This is a genomic window from Microbacterium sp. EB106-03-03-XG65 (assembly GCF_058791955.1).
Map to the genome: position 1 here is coordinate 54,238 of NZ_JBYTEB010000001.1, position 19,934 is coordinate 74,171.

At 67.9% G+C, this 19,934-nt stretch carries 17 protein-coding genes; 6 read left to right on the forward strand and 11 right to left on the reverse strand.

Features of this window, described 5'->3' with window-relative positions; translation table 11 throughout:
- Window positions 1–12 precede the first annotated feature (12 nt).
- From AC3WS6_RS00230 to AC3WS6_RS00240, 3 genes are all read right to left on the reverse strand, one after another.
- Complete coding sequence (locus AC3WS6_RS00230) at window positions 13–1,617, reverse strand: xylulokinase (protein WP_492499066.1); 1,605 nt, start codon at window positions 1,615–1,617, stop codon at window positions 13–15.
- Entirely contained in the window at window positions 1,614–2,333 is a 720-nt protein-coding gene (locus AC3WS6_RS00235) for an L-ribulose-5-phosphate 4-epimerase (RefSeq protein WP_072591958.1), read from the reverse strand. Before AC3WS6_RS00235 ends, AC3WS6_RS00230 begins: the two co-directional genes overlap by 4 nt.
- Before the next feature lie 246 nt (window positions 2,334–2,579).
- A complete protein-coding gene (locus tag AC3WS6_RS00240) occupies window positions 2,580–3,593 on the reverse strand; it encodes a LacI family DNA-binding transcriptional regulator (protein WP_320488869.1) in 1,014 nt (337 codons plus the stop codon).
- Window positions 3,594–3,650: 57 nt separating this feature from the next.
- Here AC3WS6_RS00240 and AC3WS6_RS00245 point away from each other — a divergent pair, with 57 nt between their 5' ends.
- Window positions 3,651–4,496, forward strand: a complete 846-nt coding sequence (locus AC3WS6_RS00245; protein WP_492499067.1) for an NAD-dependent epimerase/dehydratase family protein — start codon at window positions 3,651–3,653, stop codon at window positions 4,494–4,496.
- Window positions 4,497–5,014: 518 nt separating this feature from the next.
- Window positions 5,015–5,734: a hypothetical protein gene (locus AC3WS6_RS00250; protein ID WP_492499068.1), complete on the forward strand. Its 720-nt coding sequence runs from the start codon at window positions 5,015–5,017 to the stop codon at window positions 5,732–5,734.
- Between the two features lie 16 nt (window positions 5,735–5,750).
- On the opposite strand, the gene AC3WS6_RS00255 is transcribed toward AC3WS6_RS00250, so the two are convergent.
- The 8 genes from AC3WS6_RS00255 to AC3WS6_RS00290 all read right to left on the reverse strand — a co-directional run bounded on the left by AC3WS6_RS00255 (window position 5,751) and on the right by AC3WS6_RS00290 (window position 15,467).
- Window positions 5,751–6,326, reverse strand: coding sequence for an NADPH-dependent FMN reductase (locus AC3WS6_RS00255; RefSeq protein WP_492499069.1), 576 nt, complete (start codon window positions 6,324–6,326; stop codon window positions 5,751–5,753).
- 221 nt (window positions 6,327–6,547) lie between these two features.
- On the reverse strand, window positions 6,548–7,585 hold the full coding sequence (locus AC3WS6_RS00260; RefSeq protein ID WP_492499070.1) for an ABC transporter permease: 1,038 nt from the start codon (window positions 7,583–7,585) through the stop codon (window positions 6,548–6,550).
- Window positions 7,582–8,649 (reverse strand): ABC transporter permease, encoded by a 1,068-nt coding sequence (locus AC3WS6_RS00265; protein ID WP_053097897.1) that lies wholly within the window; start codon window positions 8,647–8,649, stop codon window positions 7,582–7,584. Before AC3WS6_RS00265 ends, AC3WS6_RS00260 begins: the two co-directional genes overlap by 4 nt.
- Window positions 8,646–10,253, reverse strand: coding sequence for a sugar ABC transporter ATP-binding protein (locus AC3WS6_RS00270; protein ID WP_492499071.1), 1,608 nt, complete (start codon window positions 10,251–10,253; stop codon window positions 8,646–8,648). The genes AC3WS6_RS00265 and AC3WS6_RS00270 overlap by 4 nt, the downstream gene beginning before the upstream one ends.
- Before the next feature lie 86 nt (window positions 10,254–10,339).
- Window positions 10,340–11,335: a substrate-binding domain-containing protein gene (locus tag AC3WS6_RS00275; RefSeq protein WP_053097901.1), complete on the reverse strand. Its 996-nt coding sequence runs from the start codon at window positions 11,333–11,335 to the stop codon at window positions 10,340–10,342.
- Window positions 11,336–11,515: 180 nt separating this feature from the next.
- The gene (locus AC3WS6_RS00280; protein WP_056280582.1) at window positions 11,516–13,063 is read right to left on the reverse strand and encodes a sugar ABC transporter ATP-binding protein; all 1,548 of its coding nucleotides are present in this window, start codon (window positions 13,061–13,063) and stop codon (window positions 11,516–11,518) included.
- A complete protein-coding gene (locus AC3WS6_RS00285; RefSeq protein WP_492499072.1) occupies window positions 13,060–14,079 on the reverse strand; it encodes a LacI family DNA-binding transcriptional regulator in 1,020 nt (339 codons plus the stop codon). The genes AC3WS6_RS00280 and AC3WS6_RS00285 overlap by 4 nt, the downstream gene beginning before the upstream one ends.
- Window positions 14,080–14,207: 128 nt before the next feature.
- Window positions 14,208–15,467: a D-arabinono-1,4-lactone oxidase gene (locus AC3WS6_RS00290; protein ID WP_492499073.1), complete on the reverse strand. Its 1,260-nt coding sequence runs from the start codon at window positions 15,465–15,467 to the stop codon at window positions 14,208–14,210.
- 74 nt (window positions 15,468–15,541) lie between these two features.
- Here AC3WS6_RS00290 and AC3WS6_RS00295 point away from each other — a divergent pair, with 74 nt between their 5' ends.
- From AC3WS6_RS00295 to AC3WS6_RS00310, 4 genes are all read left to right on the forward strand, one after another.
- Window positions 15,542–16,585: a LacI family DNA-binding transcriptional regulator gene (locus AC3WS6_RS00295; protein WP_492499074.1), complete on the forward strand. Its 1,044-nt coding sequence runs from the start codon at window positions 15,542–15,544 to the stop codon at window positions 16,583–16,585.
- Window positions 16,586–16,734: 149 nt separating this feature from the next.
- A complete protein-coding gene (locus AC3WS6_RS00300; RefSeq protein ID WP_492499075.1) occupies window positions 16,735–18,081 on the forward strand; it encodes an extracellular solute-binding protein in 1,347 nt (448 codons plus the stop codon).
- Window positions 18,078–19,028 (forward strand): carbohydrate ABC transporter permease, encoded by a 951-nt coding sequence (locus tag AC3WS6_RS00305; RefSeq protein ID WP_492499076.1) that lies wholly within the window; start codon window positions 18,078–18,080, stop codon window positions 19,026–19,028. The genes AC3WS6_RS00300 and AC3WS6_RS00305 overlap by 4 nt, the downstream gene beginning before the upstream one ends.
- Window positions 19,028–19,933 (forward strand): carbohydrate ABC transporter permease, encoded by a 906-nt coding sequence (locus AC3WS6_RS00310; protein WP_492499077.1) that lies wholly within the window; start codon window positions 19,028–19,030, stop codon window positions 19,931–19,933. The genes AC3WS6_RS00305 and AC3WS6_RS00310 overlap by 1 nt, the downstream gene beginning before the upstream one ends.
- The last annotated feature ends 1 nt before the right edge of the window (window position 19,934 follow it).

The window sequence follows — 19,934 nt, forward strand, 5'->3', positions numbered from 1 at the left end:
AGCGGGAAGAGTTCAGAGAGCCGTGGTCGCGGCGGCTTCGATCGCGAGGCCCGCGCGGTAGCGGTCGAGGTAGGCGGTGAAGCCCGCGACATCGGCGGGGTCGGGGTCGGCGACCGCGAGGGATGCCGAGGCGAAGACGTCGCTCTCGAGGTACTCCCCGAGCGACTGCGTCTCGGCGTGCGCGAGGTACGACGCGAGCACGGCGATGCCCCACGCCCCGCCCTCGGAGGCCAGCTCGCCCACCGCGACGGGAGCGCCAAGTGCTCCGGCCAGGAAGCGCTGCGCGACGCCGGCGGTGCGGAACATGCCCCCGTGCGCGAACATGCGGTCGAGCTCGACTCCCTCGGCCGCGAGCACCTGCATCCCCAGGGCGAGCGTGCCGAAGACACCGTAGAGCTGCGCGCGCATGAAGTTCGCGAGCGTGAACGCACTGTCAGGGGTGCGCACGAACAGCGGACGCCCCTCGGTGAGACCGGCGATCGGCTCGCCGGCGAGGTGGTTGTAGGCGAGCAGCCCGCCGGCATCCGCCTCGCCGTCGAGGGCCTCGCGGAAGAGTGCGTCGAAGACGGCATCGTCGCTGAGCGGCTGACCTGCCGCAGCGGAGAATCGCGTGAAGAGCCCTGCCCAGGCGGCCAGCTCGCTCGCGCCGTTGTTGCAGTGCACCATCGCGACCGCGTCGCCCGCGGGCGTGGTCACCAGATCGAGCTCATGGTGCACCTCGGCGAGCGGACGCTCGAGCACGACCATCGCGAAGATGCTGGTGCCCGCGCTCACGTTGCCGGTGCGCGGAGACACCGAGTTCGTCGCGACCATTCCGGTGCCCGCGTCGCCCTCGGGCGGGCAGAGGGGGATGCCGGAAGCCAGCGCTCCCGTCGGGTCGAGCAGCCGGGAGCCCTCCTCGGTGAGCGTTCCCGCGGCGGCACCGGCGGCCAGGACGGTCGGAAGCAGGTCGCGGGCGCTCGCCGGGAGGCGGTCGGCGGCGAGGGCGTCGTAGGCCTGCAGCATCCGATCGTCGTAGTCGCCGGTCGCCGAATCGATCGGGAACATGCCGGATGCATCGCCGACACCGAGCACGCGCTCGCCCGTCAGGCGCGTGTGGACGTAGCCCGCGAGGGTCGTGACGAAGTCGAGCTGCGGCACGTGCGCCTCGCTGTCGAGCACCGCCTGGTGCAGGTGCGCGATCGACCAGCGGAGCGGGATGTTCACGCCCAGCAGGTCGGTCAGCTCGGCCGCGGCGGCGCCCGTGTTCGTGTTGCGCCAGGTGCGGAACGGCGTGAGCAGATCGCCCTGCGCGTCGAAGGCGAGGTAGCCGTGCATCATGGCCGAGATGCCGATCGCGCCGAATGTCTCGGGGCGCACGCCGTGGCGGCGCTCTGCGTCGGCGACGAGCTCCGCGTACGCGGCCCGCAGGCCCGTCCACACCTCGTCGATCCTGTAGGTCCAGAGGCCGTCCTCGAGCCGGTTCTCCCAGGAGAACGACCCCGTCGCGAGCACCTCGGTGGCGTCGGATCCGATCAGGCAGGCCTTGATGCGGGTGGAGCCGAACTCGATGCCGAGGCTCGTGCGGCCGGCGACGATGTCATCGCGGGCGGAGGTGCCGGTGGTCGTGTCGCTCATCGTCGGGCGTCCGAGTTCTGTCCATAGACGTTCTGGTAGCGGTTGAAGAGGCTGTCGATGGCCTCCTGCGGAATCGGGATCAGCGGTCCGGCCTCGCGGGCGTAGTGCACGGTGCGGGCCACGTCTTCGACCATGACGGCGGCCTTCACGGCATCCTTCGCGTCGACCCCGATCGTGAACGGGCCGTGGTTCTGCATCAGCACCGCGCGGCTGCGGTGACCCGAGAGCGTCTGCACGATGCCGCGGCCGATCGAGTCGTCGCCGATGATCGCGAAGGGACCGACAGGGATAGGACCGCCGAACTCATCGGCCATGGCCGTGATGACGCAGGGGATCTCTTCGCCGCGGGCTGCCCACGCGACCGCGAAGGTCGAGTGCGTGTGCACGACACCGCCGACGTCGGGCATGTGGCGGTAGACGTAGGCGTGGGCGGCAGTGTCGCTCGAGGGCGAGCGGTCGCTTCCCGGAGTGCCGGGGATCACGGCGCCGTCGAGGTCGCACAGGATCATGTTCTCGGGGGTGAGGTCGTCGTAGCTCACGCCGGACGGCTTGATCACGAACAGGTCGGCGCCGGGCACACGGCCCGAGACGTTGCCGCCGGTCCAGACGATGAGGTCGTAACGGACCAGTTCACCGTGCAGACGGGCGACATCCTCGCGGACGGCCTGGATGGACGCGTCGATCTCAGGGGAGAAGACGGGGGCTTCGTTGCTCACGGATACCTCGGGGTCGGCGGTGGTCACTGTGACCGGTCACAGAAGTGTGTCACGGAGGTCGGCGGACCGTCAAGACACCGGCGACCGCTCGGCGCCGCGGTGTGCGGGGCCACTTTCGCATCTCCCGTCTCGTGCGGGGTCACTTTCGCATCGGATTCGGCGTGTTCACGTGCAGAACTGGCCCCGCATCGCGCCGCACATGCAGAACTGACCCCGTAGCGCGCCGGCACACACCCTGGCGACGTTTCAGCGCGGCGGCGCCACCGAATCGCGGGTCACGAGCACGGGTGCCACCGGCGCGAGGTCGGATGCCGCGGCTCCGGCACTGCCCGCCAGCACCGCCGCCACCGCACGACGCGCCAATTCCGAGAAGTCCTGCCGCACGGTCGTCAGCTTCGGCCAGTAGTAGGCGGCATCCGGAGTGTCGTCGAAACCGACCACGCTGATGTCTGCGGGCACCGAGAGCCCGACTTCCTGCAGACCGCCGAGCAGACCGAGGGCCATCTGGTCGTTCGCTGCGAATACCGCTGTCACACCCGAGTCGCGCACGGCGCGAGCCGCTGCATAGCCCGAGCCGGCGGTCCAGTCGCCCTCGATGACCGGTCCGGCGGCGAGTCCTCGTGCGGCGAGCTCGACCTGGAACCCCTCAGCGCGGGACTCGGCCTCGAGCCAGTCGGCGGGGCCGGCGAGGTGCGCGATGCGTGTGTGCCCGGCGTCGGCGAGTGCCGCGACGGCGAGTCGAGCCCCGGCCTCCTGATCGACCGAGAGGCCGCGCGCGCCGCGATCGGCTGCGTGCAGGGTGACGACGGGCACGCCGATGCGCACCGAGTCGAGCGCGTCGAGGGTGTGGGCGTGAGGCGCGACGACGACGATGCCCTCGACTCCCTGCATGACGAGGTGGTCGACCGCGGCGACCACGGCATCCGTGTCCCCCGCATCCGCGAAGGCCGCACTCAGCCAGTAGCCGACCTCGCGGGCCGACGCCTCGAGCGCTGCGATGCTGCGCGACGGGCCATAGTGCAGTGCGTCGGTGGCGAGCACCCCGAGCGTGCGGGAGCGGCGGGTGCCCAGCGCTCTGGCCGCGTTGTTCATGCGGTAGCCGAGTTCCGCCATGGCGGCGATGACGCGTTCTCGAGTCTCGGTAGCGACCTCGGGGTGGTCGTTGAGCACACGCGACACCGTCTGCCGAGACACCCCTGCGCGCACGGCGACGTCGCGCACGCCGATGGTGCGGGGCGGCTGGCTGCTGGTGTCACTCACGCCGACGAGTGTATGCCGAGCGGCCCCGGCGCCTCGTCTTCGTGCCACTCTGGTGACATGCGCATCGCACTCACCGGATCATCGGGCAAGCTCGGCAGCGTCGTCGCGCGGGAGCTCCGCAACCACGGCCACCGGGTCATCGGCATGGACGTCGCGGGCACTCGCGGTCCCGACTTCGTGCAGGTCGATCTCACGGATTACGGCCAGGTCGTGGATGCTTTCACAGCGGTCGGCGACCGACACGACGGCATCGACGCCGTGGTGCATCTCGGCGCGATCCCAGCGCCCGGCATCCGCAGCGACGTCGCCACCTTCCACAACAACATGCCCGCCACGTTCAACGTCTTCTGGGCGGCGGTGCGCCTCGGCATCCGCCGCGTCGTCTACGCCTCGAGCGAGACCGTGCTGGGCCTGCCGTTCGACGTGCCGCCGCCCTACGTGCCGGTCGACGAGGACTACCCCGCCCGCCCCGAGTCGGTCTACTCGCTCGTGAAGACCCTCGAGGAGCAGCTCGCGAGGGAGCTCGTGCGCTGGCATCCCGACCTGTCGATCACCGCACTGCGGTTCTCGAACGTGATGAACCCCGAGGACTACGCCGAGTTCCCCGATTTCGACGCCGATGCGCTGCGCCGCAAGTGGAACCTCTGGGGATACATCGACGCCCGCGACGGCGCTCAGGCGGTGGAGCGTGCGCTCGAGGTGGCGGCACCCGGGTTCGACAACTTCATCATCGCGGCGGCCGACACGGTGATGACGCGTCCGAACGCCGAGCTGCTCGCCGAGGTCTTCCCCGATGTGCCGGTCGCCCGCGAGTTCGGCCCGAACGAGACGCTGCTGTCGATCGACAAGGCCCGCCGAGTGCTCGGGTTCGATCCGCGGCACTCCTGGCGCGACGACGCCTGACCCTGTTCGACACGATGCTGGACAAGCAACAAGTCGGTCGCTTCTGACGAGCCGCTGCTGATAGTGGAATCCCACCATATCGGCGGTCAGCTCGTAGCCTCACCCCATGAAACGACGTAGTTTCGTTCGTATAGGCATTTTCTCTCGCAGCGGCCGTGATTGCGGTGATCGCCCTCGTGCCATTCAATAACACCGCAAGTTGTGCTCGCCGATAACGTATTAGGTCAGTACATCTGCACAAAGCGGATGCCAGCAGTCGCGCGATGCGATCAGGCCAGTCTGATATTCAATATTCGTTCGTCATGGCTGCAGGCACGCACATGGGGATGGAGCGACGGACAACTGGCAAATGCACGCAGGAACGTCCTTTGCCATGAGATGGGTCACGCCGTCGGGCTTTACCACGATACCGGCGTCGGAGGGTGCATGAATTCCACTCTATCGACGCAAGTCCTCTACTATCCGCAGCACCACGTTGACCACATCAATGCCGCACACTGATGAAGACAGGACTCATCATGAACGCACAACGCAGTCGACGATCGCATGTAAGCCTGATACTGGTGCCGGCACTGGCGCTGCTGCTGACCTCGTGTGCCACGGCACCGGGAACCGACCCGGCAGCGGCATCTGTCACGCAGGACGCAACACAATCTGACGCCGCCGAGATGCTTCTGTCTCTCGACATCAGTGCCGTCTCGACCATCATCTTCCAGAGCACGACAGATCTCGGCCAACGCTCCGCGGCTGTGATCACCGGTACCGTGCGTCGCTGGCTCGCGGGAGACACGGTCACCACCGCCACCGGAACCCCCGTCGGCGCAGCACTCCTCGCCGAAGTGGAGGTCAAGGAGGTCACGAAGAACGACGGGACGCCGCTGCACCCGGGGGACGTCATCTACATTCCCGTGATCTCTCCTTCGTTGGAGCCCCAAGAGGTCTCGGAGGCATTGCCGCGAGACCTCGACGTGGTGGCCTATCTCGACGATGAGCTGAGCCGTGAACAGCTGCAGGTGTCGGAGGAGTATCGAGTCGAAGCAGGCGACGCAGACGCTGCCGGCAAGCCGCGCTGGTCGCTTCTGAGCCCTCAGGGTTTCATCGTCACCAACCCGTCCGACACGGGCGAACAGCTGTGGCCCTTTCTGGGAGCGCGGGCGGCGGGGAAACTCATCGATGTGCTTCCCGGAGGCCGGTTGGACGGCTTGACGGAGGAGCAGCGCGCGCTCATAGTCGGCTGAGCGAAGAGGGCTGTCCTCAGCTGTCGGTATCGCGCGGAAGAACGGTGAGCACGCGCTCGATGTGGTCGCGGAACTCGGTCATGTAGGCACGGAGGAAGTCCCTCGTGCCGGCATCCGTCACCGAGCCGTCCCCGGGGAACTTCTCCGGCGAGTACTGGATGTAGGCCTCAGGCGCCGTCATCTGCCGGGCGTTGCAGAAGCTGAGCACACCGCGCAGGCTCTGCTGCGCCACCGCCGTGCCGATCTGGCCGACGGAGGCTCCGATCACGGCCGCGGGGATGTGGTCGAACGAGTTCTCGCCCCACGGACGCGAGGCCCAGTCGATCGCGTTCTTCAGACCGCCGGGGATCGACCGGTTGTACTCGGGGGTGACGAAGAGCACCGCATCGGCAGACGCGATGGCCTCTTTCAGCGCCACCGCCTCAGGCGGGTAGGCATCGTCGTAGTCCTGGCTGTACAGGGGGAGCTCGCGGATGGGTATCTCGAAGAACTCGAGGTCGTCGGGGGCGAGGCCGATCAGCGCATTCGCCAGGATCCTGTTGATAGAGGTCGACGACAGGCTGCCGACGAAGTATCCGATTCGGAATGTCATGCTCGCTCCTTTGCGTCACGCCGAGCCCTCTGCCCGGGCCTTCGCACCGAGTCTCGTCCTGCGGACGGGCGCCCGGCCACCCCCTTGCGGAAGCGGCCCGGAGGACTTTCGAATCGCGCACTTTGCAGATTTCGGGGTCCGAGATCTGCAAAGTACGCGATTCGAAGGCACCCGGGGGCGACCAACCGGGGACGACCAGCCGGAGCGACCAGCCGGAGCGGCTACTCCCGCGTGCGCGTCACGGCCCGCTGCAGCAGCACGAACACGAGCAGGATGCCGCCCGTGATGATCGTCGTCATCTCGGGCGGGATGCCTCCGTCTCGCGTGATGAGCACGTTCATCAGACCGAGCACCAGCGCACCGACGACCGAGCCGAGCACGTATCCGTAAGCCCCTGTCAACACGGTGCCGCCGATCACTGCCGCGGCGATCGCGTCGAGCTCCCACCCGATGCCGGTGATGTTCTGAGCGGTGCCGAGTCGTGCGGTGTAGAGCACCGCCGCGAGACCGGCGAGACCGCCGCTGATCACGTAGACGAGCACCTTGGTGCGCTGCACGGGCAGACCCATGAGCAGCGCCGAGCTCTCCGATCCTCCGATCGCGTACACGGTGCGGCCGGTGCGCGTGCGGTGCAGAACGAAGAACGCGGCGGCCACGACGATCACCGCGATGAGCACTGCGGGGGTGATCACGAGGTCGTTGACCTTCGGGCCGTCGATGATCTTCAGCTGGGTGCCGATCCAGCGGATCGGCGACTCCTCACCCAGCCGCTCGGGCTTGGTGCTGAGCAGCGAGGCGAGGCCCCGACCGAGGAACATCATCGCCAGTGTCGCGATGAAGGGCTGCACGTCGAAGTACCGGATCAGCACTCCCGAGACGATGCCGAAGAGCACGCCGATGCCGATCATCGCGACGATCACGGCGAAGGCGTTCCAGCCGGCGTTCGAGAGCATCACACCGGCGACCGACGAGACCGCGATGATCGATCCCACCGAGAGGTCGATGCCGCCCGTGAGGATCACGAAGGTCAGCGCGACCGCGAGCACGATGAGGTGCGCATTGTTGATGAGCAGGTTCGACAGCGTGTTGAACTGCAGGATGCGGCCGTAGGCCACCTCGCCGAAGATCACCATGCCGACGAAGATGACCACCGAGGCGATCGTCGGCAGCACCGAGGGGTTCGCCGTGATCATGCGTCGCAGCCGGTCGGCGACGCTCTCCGTCGCCTGAGGGGCCGGAGGGGCGGTCATGACGCTCATGCGGACACCTCTTCTTTCGCGATGATCTGTTCGACCGGGCGGGCTCTGCGTCGCGTCCGGAACCAGCTGCGCACGCGCTGCGACTGCAGCAGGCACAGGACGACGATCACGATGGCCTTGAACGCCGGGGTCGCCGACGACGACACGCCGAGATACAGCACGGTCTTGTCGAGCGTCGCGATGAGCAGCGCGCCGACGAAGGCGCCGCTGAGTGAGAACTTGCCGCCAGCCAGCGACGCGCCGCCGATGACGACCGCGAGGATCGCGTCGAGCTCGAGCTGGTAGCCGGTGCGGGAGATGTCGACGGTCATGACGCTGCCGACCGACATGATGCCCGCGATCCCGGCGAGGATGCCGCTCATGATGTACGCCGTGAGCAGCAGTCCCTTCGGCTTGATACCCGCCATGCGGCTGGCCCGGGGGTTGATGCCGATCGCCTCGATCATGAGGCCCAGCGCGCTGCGCCTGACCACCCAGCCGACGGCGATCACGATCAGCACCGCGAGGATGAACACCACGGGGATGCCGATCACGAAGCCGTTCGCGATCCACCGGAACGCATCGTTGGATGCCGTCGTGTTCTGCCCGCCGGTGATCACCTTGGCGATGCCTCGGCCGGCGAGCATGAGCACGAGCGTGGCGATGAAGGGCTGCAGGCCGACATAGGCGACGAGGACGCCGTTGACCGCCCCCAGGATGCCGGTGATGACCAGCGCGAGTCCTACCGCGGCGAGCGCTGCGCCGAAGGAGTCGCCTGCGGCGCTGAGGAACTCCATCGAGACGGCTCCGGCGACGGCCATCAGAGATCCGACCGAGAGGTCGATGCCACCGGTGGCGATCACGAGCGACATCCCGATCGCGATCATCATGATCGGCGCCGCCTGGCGCAGGATGTCGATGAGGTTGCCGACGAGGTTGCCGTTGTTGGGGTTGATCGAGAGCGCGAGGTACGTCGGGTCCTTGATCACGTTCAGGGCGAGCAGCGCGAAGATCGCGACGATGCCCCAGAAGAACGGCTTGTGGATCAGGTCCCGCCAGATGGTGGTGCCGGCTGACGCGGTCATCGCGCTGCCTCCTTGTCGGTCGTGGGGGCGATGCTATCGGGCACGGCGCCGTCGGTGTCGTCGAGCGTCTCGGCAGCGGCCTCGACTCCGTGAGCGGCGATCACATCGACGATCACCTGCGCGGTGACGTCCGGTCCGTTCTGGATCTCGCCGATCTTCCGGTGGTCCTTCAGCACGACGATCCGCTCGGAGAGGCGCACGACCTCTTCGAGCTCGGAAGAGATGAACACCACGGCGACGCCGTCTTCGGCGAGCTCGGCCACCGCCTCCTGGATCTCGGCCTTCGCACCCACGTCGATGCCGCGGGTCGGCTCATCGAGGATCAGCAGCTCGGGCTGCGTGGCGAGCCAGCGGCCGAGCAGCACCTTCTGCTGGTTGCCGCCGGAGAGGTTCTTGATCATCCGGTCGGGGTCGGCCGGACGGACGTTGAACTGCGCGATGTAGCGGTCGACGATCGCATCCTGCTCCTTGCGGCTCATGGGACGCGCCCATCCGCGCTCCGCCTGCACGGCGAGGATGATGTTCTCGCGCACGGTCAGGTCTCCGATGATCCCCTCGTCGCGGCGGTTCTCGGTCGAGAAGGCGATCCGACGAGGCAGCGCATCGGCGGGCGACTTGAGGTCGACCCGGCGTCCATGCAGCTCGATCGTGCCTTCGTCGGTGCGGTCGGCGCCGTAGAGCAGTCGGGCGAGCTCGGTGCGCCCGGAGCCGAGCAGCCCGGCGAAGCCGATGACCTCGCCGGGGCGGATGTCGAGGTCGGTCGCCTCGACCGCTCCGCGGCGTGCGATTCCGGATGCCGCGAGCAGCGGCTTCTCATCGGCCTCGCGCGGCGCGCGGCGGCGATTGCCTCCGAGCGACTTGAGCGCATCGAGGTCCTTGCCGATCATCTTCGAGATGAGAGCGTGGCGGTCGAGGTCCCGGGTGAGGTACTCACCCTCATACAGTCCGTTGCGCAGCACCGTCAGGCGGTCGCTGATCGCGTAGACCTGATCGAGGAAGTGCGAGACGAAGAGGATCGCGACCCCCTGGTCTCGCAGTGCCCGGATCACGGTGAAGAGGCCCTCGACCTCGGCGGCGTCGAGGCTGGAGGTCGGCTCGTCGAGGATGAGCACCTTGGCCTTGATCGCCATCGCGCGGCTGATGGCGACGAGCTGCTGCAGCGCGATCGAGAGGGTCGAGAGCGGCCGGCGGGTGTCGAGGTGCCCCAGGCCGAGTCGGGAGAGGGCGTCGGTCGCAGCGCGGTGGGTGGCCGTCCAGTTGATGCCGAACACACCTCGCGCCTCATGACCGAGCATCACGTTCTCGCCGATCGAGAGGTTGGGGGCGAGGTTGACCTCCTGGTACACCGTCGAGATCCCGGCATCCTGCGCGTCGCCGGCGCCGCCGAAGCTGCGCTCCTGCCCGGCGACGACGATCGACCCGGAGTCGATCCGGTAGACGCCGGTCAGGGCTTTGATCAGGGTCGACTTACCCGCGCCGTTCTCGCCCATGAGCGCGTGGACCTCGCCCTGGAACAGCCGGAAATCGACCTTGTCGAGGGCTTTTACGCCAGGGAACTCGATCGAGATCCCACGCATCTCGACGATGGGCAGTGCTTTGTTCATCGGTGTCTCCTCCTCCGGAAGAGCCCGGGCGGTGCGGCTGTGGCGGCACCGCCCGGGCTCACTGGCTGATCGCTCCGGCGGCGGGGTCAGTACTTGCGGTCGGCGAGCACGGCCTGTGCCGCCTCTGCGGAATCGAACGCCTCGCTGGGGACGACGATGTACGAGTCGACGTCTTCACCGGCGAGAGCCTTCTCGACGACCTCGAGGGCCGTCTCGCCGAAGAGCGGGTTGTACTCGTGCACGTAGCTGAGCTGGCCGTCGGCGAGCGCCTGCATGGCGTTCTTCGTGCCGTCGATCGTGGCGATCTTGACGTCCTCGCCCACCACCAGGCCGGCTTCCTCAGCGGCCTGCGCAGCGCCGAGACCCATCTCGTCGTTCTGTGCGAACACGAGCTGGATGTCGTTGTTCGAGGACTTGAGCATCGTCTCGAAGACGCTCTTGCCCTCTTCCGCCGACCAGTTCGCCGTCTGCGCGTCGAGCTTGGTGAGCGACGAGTCGCCGAGGCCCTCGTCGAAGCCGGTGTTGCGCTCGTTCACGACGCCGACGCCGGCCGGCCCCTCGAGCACGACGTAGTTGCCTCCGTCGGGGAACGTCGCCGCAGCCCAGGTGCCGACCTCCTTCGCGACCTCGACGTTGTCGGGAGCGATGCGGGTGACGTACAGGCTGTCGTCGTCGGGCTCGATGCCGCGGTCGAGCAGGATGACGGGGATCTCCGCCTCCTGTGCGCGCTTGAGCGAGTCCTCCCAGCCCGAGGCCTCGGTGGCCGAGAGCAGGATCACATCGACGCCCTCGTCGACGAACGACGTGAACGCGTCGATCTGCGACTTCTGGTCGAGGTTGGTGGCGGGTGCGTACTTGAGGTCGTATCCGGCTTCCTCCGTGAAGGTGTCCTGGATGTTCTGCTCGTTGGCCTCGCGCCATGCGCCCTCGGGACCGACGGCCACGAAGCCGACCGTGGTGACGTCGTCGCCGTCGCCACCCCCGTCGCCCGAGTCGCCGGTCGAGCAGGCCGCAAGGCCGATGGTGAGTGCGCCGACTGCTGCCAGGCCGAACGCGATGCGAATGCGCTTCTTCGCGGACATTTCTTCTCCTCGTTGAGATGCCGGTGGTCACTCCGGCGGTGGTGGACCAGTCATGGTCCGATCGTGATTGCAGGACACCTGCATCGCATGTCCTGCGGTGATGTTACCGGGAACAATTTCTGGAACACAAGAGGTCGAACGAAAATCAACGATGCAGGAAGCGAAAGATCTTGTTACCGATCACAGCTCGACGCTGTGGCTGAGCTCAGCGGCGATCATCTCGACCACGGTGTCGACCGTGACACCAGGACCGTTGCTGAGCTCGCCGATCTTCTCGCGGTCCTTCAGCACGATGATGCGATCACTCAGCCGCACCACCTCTTCGAGTTCGGACGAGATGAAGACCACGGCCACTCCGTCACCGGCGAGCTGGCTGATGCGTCTCTGGACATCGATCTTCGCCGCGATGTCGATCCCCCGAGTGGGCTCGTCGAGGATCAGCACGTGCGGACGCACCGCCAGCGCACGGGCCAGCAGCACCTTCTGCTGGGTTCCCCCCGAGAGCAGGCCGACCGGGCGGTCGAGGTCGGCGGGATCCAGATGCAGGGCCTCGACGTACGTCTCGACAAGCCCCCGCGACTCCGCGTGCGAGAGCGGACGAGTCCACCCGCGCAGCGCCTGCAGCGACAGGATGATGTTCTCGCGCGCCGTGAGCTCTCCGATGATGCCCTGCGTCCCCCGGTTCTCGGCCGACAGCGCGATCCGGTGTCGCAGCGCCGCCGACGGACTCCGCAGCTGCACCCGTTCGCCGTCGACCCAGAGCTCGCCGCTGTCGGCCCGCGCCGAACCGCTGAGCAGCGACGCGAGCTCGGTGCGCCCGGAACCCCGCAGCCCCGCGAGGCCCACGATCTCTCCGCGTTGGATCTCGACATCCATCTGCTCGAGCTCACCGCGTCGCCCCACACCGGACGCCTGCATCGCGGGCTCTCCGTCGTACGCGTAGTGGTGGGCCTTGCGCTCAGAGCCGAGCGCTCGGAGGCTGTCGATGTCCTTGCCGAGCATCTTCGAGATCAGGTCGGCCCGGTCGAGGTCTCGCGTCGCATACTCCCCCACGCGCCGCCCGTTGCGCAGCACGGTCATGCGGTCGCTGATCGCGAACGCCTGCTCGAGGAAGTGCGAGATGAACAGGATCGCGACCCCCCGCTGCCGCAGACCGCGGATGACGCGCATCAGGGTCGCGACCTCGGCGACGTCGAGGCTGGAGGTGGGCTCATCGAGGACGAGCACCCTCGGCTCGTCGACGACCGCGCGCGCGAGTGCGACGAGCTGCTTCTGCGCAGGCGTGAGCAGCGAGAGCGGCGTCTTCGGATCGAGGCCGTCGAGCCCGAGTCTGGCCAGCGCCTCCGCGGCATCCGCTCTCGTCCTCCGCCAGTCGATGCCGAACCGTCCTCGGCGCTCCCGCCCGAGCATCACGTTCTCCGCGACACTGAGATTCGGGCTCAGCTGGGTCTCCTGGAACACCGTCGCGATCCCCGCCGCTCGACTGTCGGCGACCCCCGAGAACCGACGGGGCTCGCCGTCGACGAGGACCGTGCCCTCCTCCGGCGCGAGGGTGCCGGTGATCACCGCGACCAGGGTGGACTTGCCGGCGGCGTTCTCGCCCATGACGGCATGCACCTCGCCGGGGAACAGCCGGAAGTCGACGTCGTCGAGCGCGCGCACGCCGGGGAACTCGACCGTGATGCCCGCAAGCCGCACGACCGGCGCGGGACCACGGTCGGAGGTCATCGCACCTCCCGAGGTGCGGCCGATGAGCCGCGGGCGACGAGCTCGGTCGGGATCCGGGTGAGCGTGGGGATGTCCCGCCCTTCGATCGCCGCGCGCAGCATCTCGACCACCGCGACGCCCAGTGCCCCGAAGTCCTGGCGCACCGTCGTGAGCGGCGGGATGAAGTGCCGCGCCAGCGGGATGTCGTCGAAGCCGACCACGCTGAGATCCCGCGGCACCTCGAAGCCCCGGTCGTGCAGGCCGTGGATCAGTCCCATCGCCATGTCGTCGTTCGCGGCGAAGATCGCCGTGTAGTCGGGCAGCCGCGTGAGCCCCTTCGCGAAGTCGTAGGCGAAGTCGGCCGACCAGTCGCCGACGACGATGGGCCGTTCGCGGATGCCCCACGACTTGGCCCGCGAATGGAAGGCCCGCTCCCGCGCCCTCGCGTCGAGCCAGTCGAGCGGACCCGAGAGGTGCAGGATATCGCGGTGGCCGAGCGCGACGAGGTGGTCGACCACGGATGTCGTGCCCGCATGCTGGTCGATCGACACGGTGAGGAACGTCGGGTCGGCGTCTGCCTTGACGACCAGCATCGGCACGGTGATGGCGATGCGGCGCAGCGCCGCCACGGACGACGAGCGGGGAGCGATGACGCAGAGCGCATCGACTCCCTGGGTCACGAGATTGTCGACCGCCTCCTGCGGAGAGAGCGCGTCGCCCTCGTGCAGGGCGATGGGTGTGACGGAGTATCCGGTAGCCCGGGCCGACAGCTCGACGGCCCGCAGGATGCTGGTCGGCCCGTGCGCGACCGCACTCTCGACGATCACGCCGATCCGGCGGGTGCGCTGCGTGGCGAGAGCCCGCGCGACGAGGTTCGGGCGGTAGTCGAGCTCCTCGATCGCCTCGAGCACGCGGCGTTTCGTGTCGGGCTTGATGTTCGGGTGATCGTTGAGAACACGCGAGACCGTCATGTGCGAGACGCCCGCGATGGTCGCCACCTGACGGATGTTGGGCTTGTCTGAACCGACGTTCGCCATGCACACCTCCGTCGGCCGAGTTCGAATCGCCCACCTGGCAGTCTTCACGACCCGGAATCTGCCAAGTGCGCGATTCGAAAGCCTCGGAGAATGTTACCGAGAACAACGCCGGCGGTGCAATGGAGCGGCTACAGCCCGAGGCGCTCCAGGTACGGGTTCACCAGTCGGCGCTCGGGGTCGAACCGGGCGGCGAGCGCCGCGAAGTCGTCCCACCGCTCATACCGCGACCGCAGCTCGGCGCCGTCGAGCGTGAACACCTTGCCCCAGTGCGGGCGGGCGGTCGCCGGCAGCAGCGCCTCGAGCGTCGGCAGGAACTCGCGCACCGCCGCCTCGTCGGGCTTCCACGTGAAGTGGATGCCGACGGCATCCGTGCCCTGCGACGAGCTGAGCCACAGGTCATCGGCCGCGACCGTGCGGATCTCGTTCACGAGCAGCAGGGGGGCGATCTGTCCGGCGAGCGTGCGCACGGCCTGGATGGCGGCCACCGCGTCGGCGCGCGGCACGAGGTACTCGGTCTGGATCTCGGCGCCGGCCGACGGTGTGAACTCGAGCTTGAAGTGCGGCAGGCGCTCGAACCAGGGGCCGGGAACCCCCAGCTGTTCGGTGCACGCGACCGGGTCGACGCCGATGATCGGATGCCGCTTCGCGGTCGCAGGCTCCGCTCCGAGTCGGTCGAAGAGATCGGCGCGGGTGTTCTCACGCGCCTCGGGCTGTCGCTGCTTGACCCAGATCTGGTCGGCGACGTCGGTGTGCTCCCACCGCGAGAAGATGCTGACGCTCGTTCCGATGCTCGTCACCTCGTCGAAGTCGGCGAGGATCGCATCCCACGACGGATGCTCGAACACGTGCTGGGCGACCTCGTAGGCGGGCTCGACATCGAGCGTCACGTCGACGACCGCTCCGAGTGCGCCGAGGCTGACGACCGCGCCGTCGAAGTCGTCGTCTCCGCGAGCGAGCGACCGGATCTCCCCTGCCGGTGTGATGATCGTCAGCGCGCGCACGGCGGAGGCCAGCGATCCCGTCGCGTCTCCCGAGCCGTGTGTGCCGGTGGCGATGGCGCCGGCGATCGAGATGTGCGGCAGCGATGCCAGGTTCGCGAGCGCGAGTCCCTCCGCACCGAGCAGCGGGGCGATGTCGCCGTAGCGCATCCCACCCGAGACCCGCACCGCGTCACGGTCCTCGTTCACCTCGAAGATCCTCGGCATCCGGTCGAGGGCGACCAGCAGTCCGTCGGTGTCGGCGATGTCGTTGAAGCAGTGCCGCGACCCGAGCATCCGGATCCGCCCGCCTCGGGCGAACACCGCCCGAAGCTCGTCGATCGACGCGGGGTGCTCCACGGCGGATGCTCGGTAGGTGAGGTTGCCTGCCCAGTTGCGTTCGATCGTCATGGCGCCATCGTAGCCAGCGCGTGAGTGACAACGACGCACCCGGCTTGCTCGGCGGGCCACACTAGGCTGACCGCATGACAGCGATGCCGCCACGCGCGACGATGAAGGACGTCGCCGCGCTCGCCGGCGTCTCGCCGAAGACGGTGTCGAACGTCGTCACGGGCACCGTCGCCGTGCGCGAGGAGACCCGGCTCAGGGTCGAAGCGGCGATGACCCAGCTCGACTTCGTGCCGAACCTCAACGCGCGCGGGCTCCGCAAGGGCCGCTCGGGCATCATCGCCGTGGCCCTTCCCGATCTCGCGACCGCGTTCTCGGCAGAGCTGCTGCACCGCATCGTCGAGACCGCCCACGAGCGCGGCCTCGCGGTGCAGATCGAAGAGACCGCCACAGATCCGGACCGCGAGAAGGAGCTCGTCTCCCGCGCCCGCGCTCACCTCGTCGACGGGCTCATCCTGAACCCGATCCGCCTCGAGGACAGCGTGCTCGAGTTCGCCGACCGCCTGCCCCCGCTGGTCGTGCTCGGCGAAGTGGAGCAGAACAGGGCCGATCGGGTGCGGATCGACAGCAGGCGTGCCGCTGCGGATGCCGTACGGCACGTGCTGTCGCGCGGCGCGACGCGCGTGGCGGTGATCGGCGCGGATGACGTGTCGTCCGTCGCGACGGCGACCAGCAGACTGCGCCTCGAGGGCGTGCACGACGCGCTGCGCGACGCCGGCATCCCGATCGATCCCGCACTCGAGGTCAACCCGATGCCGTGGTCGATGACAGGCGGGGCCACCGGCGTCGAGACGCTGTTCCGACGAGGCGTCGCGTTCGACGCGATCGTCGCCTTCACCGACACACTCGCGCTCGGGGCGCTGCATGCCCTGCACGATCACGGCATCAGCGTTCCGGACGACGTGATCGTCACCGGCTTCGACGACGTGGAGTTCTCGCGGTACACCTCGCCGTCGCTCACCACCGTCGCGTTCGACCGCCGCACATTCGCGGATGCAGCTCTCACTCTGCTGGAGTCGCGCATGGACGACCGCTCCACCCCGCCGCGGGCGCTGACCCTGTCGCACCACCTGCTCGAGCGCGACAGCACGAACGGCACCCCTCGCGGCTACCGCCCCTGACTGCATCCGCCGTTCGAATCGCGCACTGTGCAGGTTCCGGACGTCGGAAAGTGCCAAGTGCGCGATTCGAAGTTCGGGGGTGCACTTGCCGTCACGATTACATCGATGTAATGATGAGGGAAATCCGACGCAGTCACAAAGGAGTGACGATGACACCCCCCCTCGATCTGTCTCGACGGCAGTTCCTCACAGCCGCCTCCGTCACCGCGGCCGCAGCTCTGCTCGCCGGCTGTGCTCCGGGAACCGTGCGCGGCGCGAACGGCTCCGGCGCCACCACCCTGCAGTTCTGGCATCTGCTCTCGGGCGGCGACGGCGTCACCATGTCGCAGCTGCTCGACACCGCGAACTCGGCGCAGAATGCGTACCGCATCCGCCCCACGGTGCTGGCGTGGGGCACGCCCTATTACACGAAGCTCGCCATGGCGGGCGCCGGAGGTCGCGCCCCCGACGTCGCGATCATGCATGCCACCCGCACGGTCGGCTGGGCCCCCGGCGGCCTGCTCGACCCGTGGGATCTCGACCGACTGGCAGACCTCGGCGTCGACGCCTCGACGTTCCCGAAGCCCATCTGGGAGAAGGGCTTCGTCGGCGAGAACATGTACAGCGTCGCGCTCGACGCCCACCCCTTCGTCGCGATGTTCAACACCGACATCTGCGACGCGGCGGGGGTGCTCGACAGCGATGGGCGCCTGCAGGAGACGTCGTCTCCCGAAGAGTTCCTCGATCAGCTGCGCACGATCGGGGGCAAGGCCGAGGGCCACGCCCTGTCGTACGGCTACCTCGGCGACGGCGCGCAGATGTGGCGCCTCTTCTACACCTTCTACTCGCAGCACGGCGGTGCGATGGAGCTGCCCGCCGGCGGCAAGGCCGTGATCGACAAGGATGCCGCGGTCGAGTCCCTCTCGCTCATGCGCACTCTGCTCGACGGCGAGATCGCCCTCGCCCAGGCCGACTACGGCAGCGCCGTGGCCGAGTTCTCCGGCGGCAAGAGCGGCATGTTCTTCACGGGCGTCTGGGAGCTGCGCACGATGCAGAGCGCCGATCTCCCGTTCGACGCGACCATGATCCCCACCCTCTACGGCACGCCGGCGGTCTACGCCGACTCGCACTCGTTCGTGCTGCCGCACCAGACGAACGCCGACGACCACAAGCGCGAACTGACCTACCAGTTCGTCGCCGACATGCTGAAGGGATCGTTCGGCTGGGCCGAGGCCGGGCACATCCCCGCGTTCCTGCCCGTCACCGAATCCCCCGACTACGCCGACCTGATCCCCCAGGCCCACTACGCCGAGGCCGCCCAGCATGTGGTCTACGACCCGACCGCGTGGTTCACGGGCTCGGGCTCGAACTTCCAGGGCGAGTTCGGCGCCGCCGTGCAGGGCGTGCTGCTGTCGGGCGACGACCCCGCGGCCGCGATTGACCGCTTCGAGGCCCGGGTCAACACGCTGCTGCAACAGCCGAATCCGGCCGATCCCGAGGGGACGTTCGCATCATGACCCTCGCAACCGACTCCACCCGCACCATCGTCACCGGCTCGAAGTCGGCGGCTCCCGAGCGGCGCCCCGGATCCTCCCGCAACCGCGAGCAGCTCATCAGCTGGGCGTTCCTCGCGCCGTTCCTCGTCGCGTTCGCGCTCTTCCTCGTCTGGCCGATCATCCACGGCATCATCCTCAGCTTCACCGATCAGTCGCTCACGGGCGCCGGCGGCTCGTTCATCGGGTTCGCGAACTACGCCGAGGCCCTCACGGATCCCAAGATGTGGCAGTCGATGGGCAACACGGTGTGGTTCACGCTGCTGTCGACGGTGCCTCTCGTCGTGATCGCGCTGCTCATGGCCGCACTCGTCGACCGCGGCATCCCCGGCCAGTGGCTGTGGCGGCTGTCGTTCTTCATGCCGTACCTGCTCGCCTCGACCGTGATCTCGCAGATCTGGGTGTGGATCTTCAACCCGCAGATCGGTGCCGCCAACAACATCCTGGTGTTCTTCGGTCTCGAGCCGATCGCCTGGCTGCAGAACCCCGACACCAACATGCTGTCGATCGTGATCGCCACGGTGTGGTGGACGGTCGGCTTCAACTTCCTGCTCTATCTCGCGGCGATGCAGAACATCCCACCTCAGCAGTATGAGGCGGCATCGCTCGACGGCGCCGGTCCGTGGCGCCAGTTCTGGTCGATCACGCTCCCGCAGCTCGGGCCCGCGACCGTGCTGATCCTGATCCTGCAGATCCTGGCGTCGCTGAAGCTGTTCGACCAGGCGTACCAGATGCTCGGCGGCGTCGCGAGCGACACCACCCGCTCGATCGTGCAGTACATCTACGAAGCCGGCTTCGTCAGCTACCGATTCGGCTACTCGGCCGCGATCTCCTACGTGTTCTTCGCTCTCATCGTCATCATCGGCGTCGCGCAGGCTCTGATCATGCGCCGCCGGAAGGAGCAGCAGTGATGTCTTCCGCCACTCTCACCGAAACCATCACCACCGCCAAGCCCCCGCGCGCCCGTCGCTCGCATCTTCCCGGTCAGAAGCCGTTCGGCGTGCTGCGCATCAGCGCTCTCGTGGTGCTCATCGTGCTCGCGGTCGGCTGGCTGCTGCCGTTCCTCTGGGCCGTCGCCACGGCCTTCAAGACCGAGACGGATGCCGCCAGCGGCGACCCGTCGTGGATCGGCGCATCGGGCCCCACGCTCGAGGCGTTCACGGCGATCCTGTCGCAGGGCAACGTCTACATCTGGGCGTTCAACAGCCTGTGGACCTCGGTCGCGGTGACGCTGATCACCCTCGCGATCTCGGCGCTGGCCGCGTACGCGTTCTCACGGCTCGACTTCACCGGTCGCAAGTGGCTGTTCGTCGCGGTCATCGCGTCGATCGTCGTGCCTCCTCAGGTGCTGATCATCCCGCTCTTCTACCAGATGCTCACGTTCAACATGATCGACACGTACTGGGGCCTGATCCTGCCGCAGGTCGTCGCACCGGCGATGGTGTTCATCCTGAAGCGCTTCTTCGACGCGATCCCGATCGAGCTCGAAGACGCCGCCCGGGTCGACGGCGCCAGCAGGCTGCGCATCTTCTGGTCGATCGTGCTCCCGCTCTCGCGGCCGATCCTGGCATCCGTGGCGATCTTCGTGTTCATCGGCGCGTGGAACAACTTCCTCTGGCCGTTCCTCGTCATCAACGACACCACGCTGATGACGCTGCCGGTCGGCCTGCAGACGGTGATCAGCGCCTACGGCGTGCAGTACGCCCAGGTCATGGCACAGGCCGTGCTGGCAGCGCTCCCGCTGATCGTCGTCTTCATCATCTTCCAGAAGCAGATCGTCAAGGGCGTCGCCACCAGCGGCTTCGGCGGTCAGTAGT

Excerpts from the sequence above, each read along its gene's own strand:
- AC3WS6_RS00230 (WP_492499066.1), bottom strand. The coding sequence starts at position 1,617 with ATGAGCGACACGACCACCGGCACCTCCGCCCGCGATGACATCGTCGCC.
- AC3WS6_RS00245 (WP_492499067.1), top strand. The coding sequence starts at position 3,651 with ATGCGCATCGCACTCACCGGATCATCGGGCAAGCTCGGCAGCGTCGTC.
- AC3WS6_RS00250 (WP_492499068.1), top strand. The coding sequence starts at position 5,015 with ATGAACGCACAACGCAGTCGACGATCGCATGTAAGCCTGATACTGGTG.
- AC3WS6_RS00255 (WP_492499069.1), bottom strand. The coding sequence starts at position 6,326 with ATGACATTCCGAATCGGATACTTCGTCGGCAGCCTGTCGTCGACCTCT.
- AC3WS6_RS00260 (WP_492499070.1), bottom strand. The coding sequence starts at position 7,585 with ATGAGCGTCATGACCGCCCCTCCGGCCCCTCAGGCGACGGAGAGCGTC.
- AC3WS6_RS00265 (WP_053097897.1), bottom strand. The coding sequence starts at position 8,649 with ATGACCGCGTCAGCCGGCACCACCATCTGGCGGGACCTGATCCACAAG.
- AC3WS6_RS00270 (WP_492499071.1), bottom strand. The coding sequence starts at position 10,253 with ATGAACAAAGCACTGCCCATCGTCGAGATGCGTGGGATCTCGATCGAG.
- AC3WS6_RS00275 (WP_053097901.1), bottom strand. The coding sequence starts at position 11,335 with ATGTCCGCGAAGAAGCGCATTCGCATCGCGTTCGGCCTGGCAGCAGTC.
- AC3WS6_RS00280 (WP_056280582.1), bottom strand. The coding sequence starts at position 13,063 with ATGACCTCCGACCGTGGTCCCGCGCCGGTCGTGCGGCTTGCGGGCATC.
- AC3WS6_RS00285 (WP_492499072.1), bottom strand. The coding sequence starts at position 14,079 with ATGGCGAACGTCGGTTCAGACAAGCCCAACATCCGTCAGGTGGCGACC.
- AC3WS6_RS00290 (WP_492499073.1), bottom strand. The coding sequence starts at position 15,467 with ATGACGATCGAACGCAACTGGGCAGGCAACCTCACCTACCGAGCATCC.
- AC3WS6_RS00295 (WP_492499074.1), top strand. The coding sequence starts at position 15,542 with ATGACAGCGATGCCGCCACGCGCGACGATGAAGGACGTCGCCGCGCTC.
- AC3WS6_RS00300 (WP_492499075.1), top strand. The coding sequence starts at position 16,735 with ATGACACCCCCCCTCGATCTGTCTCGACGGCAGTTCCTCACAGCCGCC.
- AC3WS6_RS00305 (WP_492499076.1), top strand. The coding sequence starts at position 18,078 with ATGACCCTCGCAACCGACTCCACCCGCACCATCGTCACCGGCTCGAAG.
- AC3WS6_RS00310 (WP_492499077.1), top strand. The coding sequence starts at position 19,028 with ATGTCTTCCGCCACTCTCACCGAAACCATCACCACCGCCAAGCCCCCG.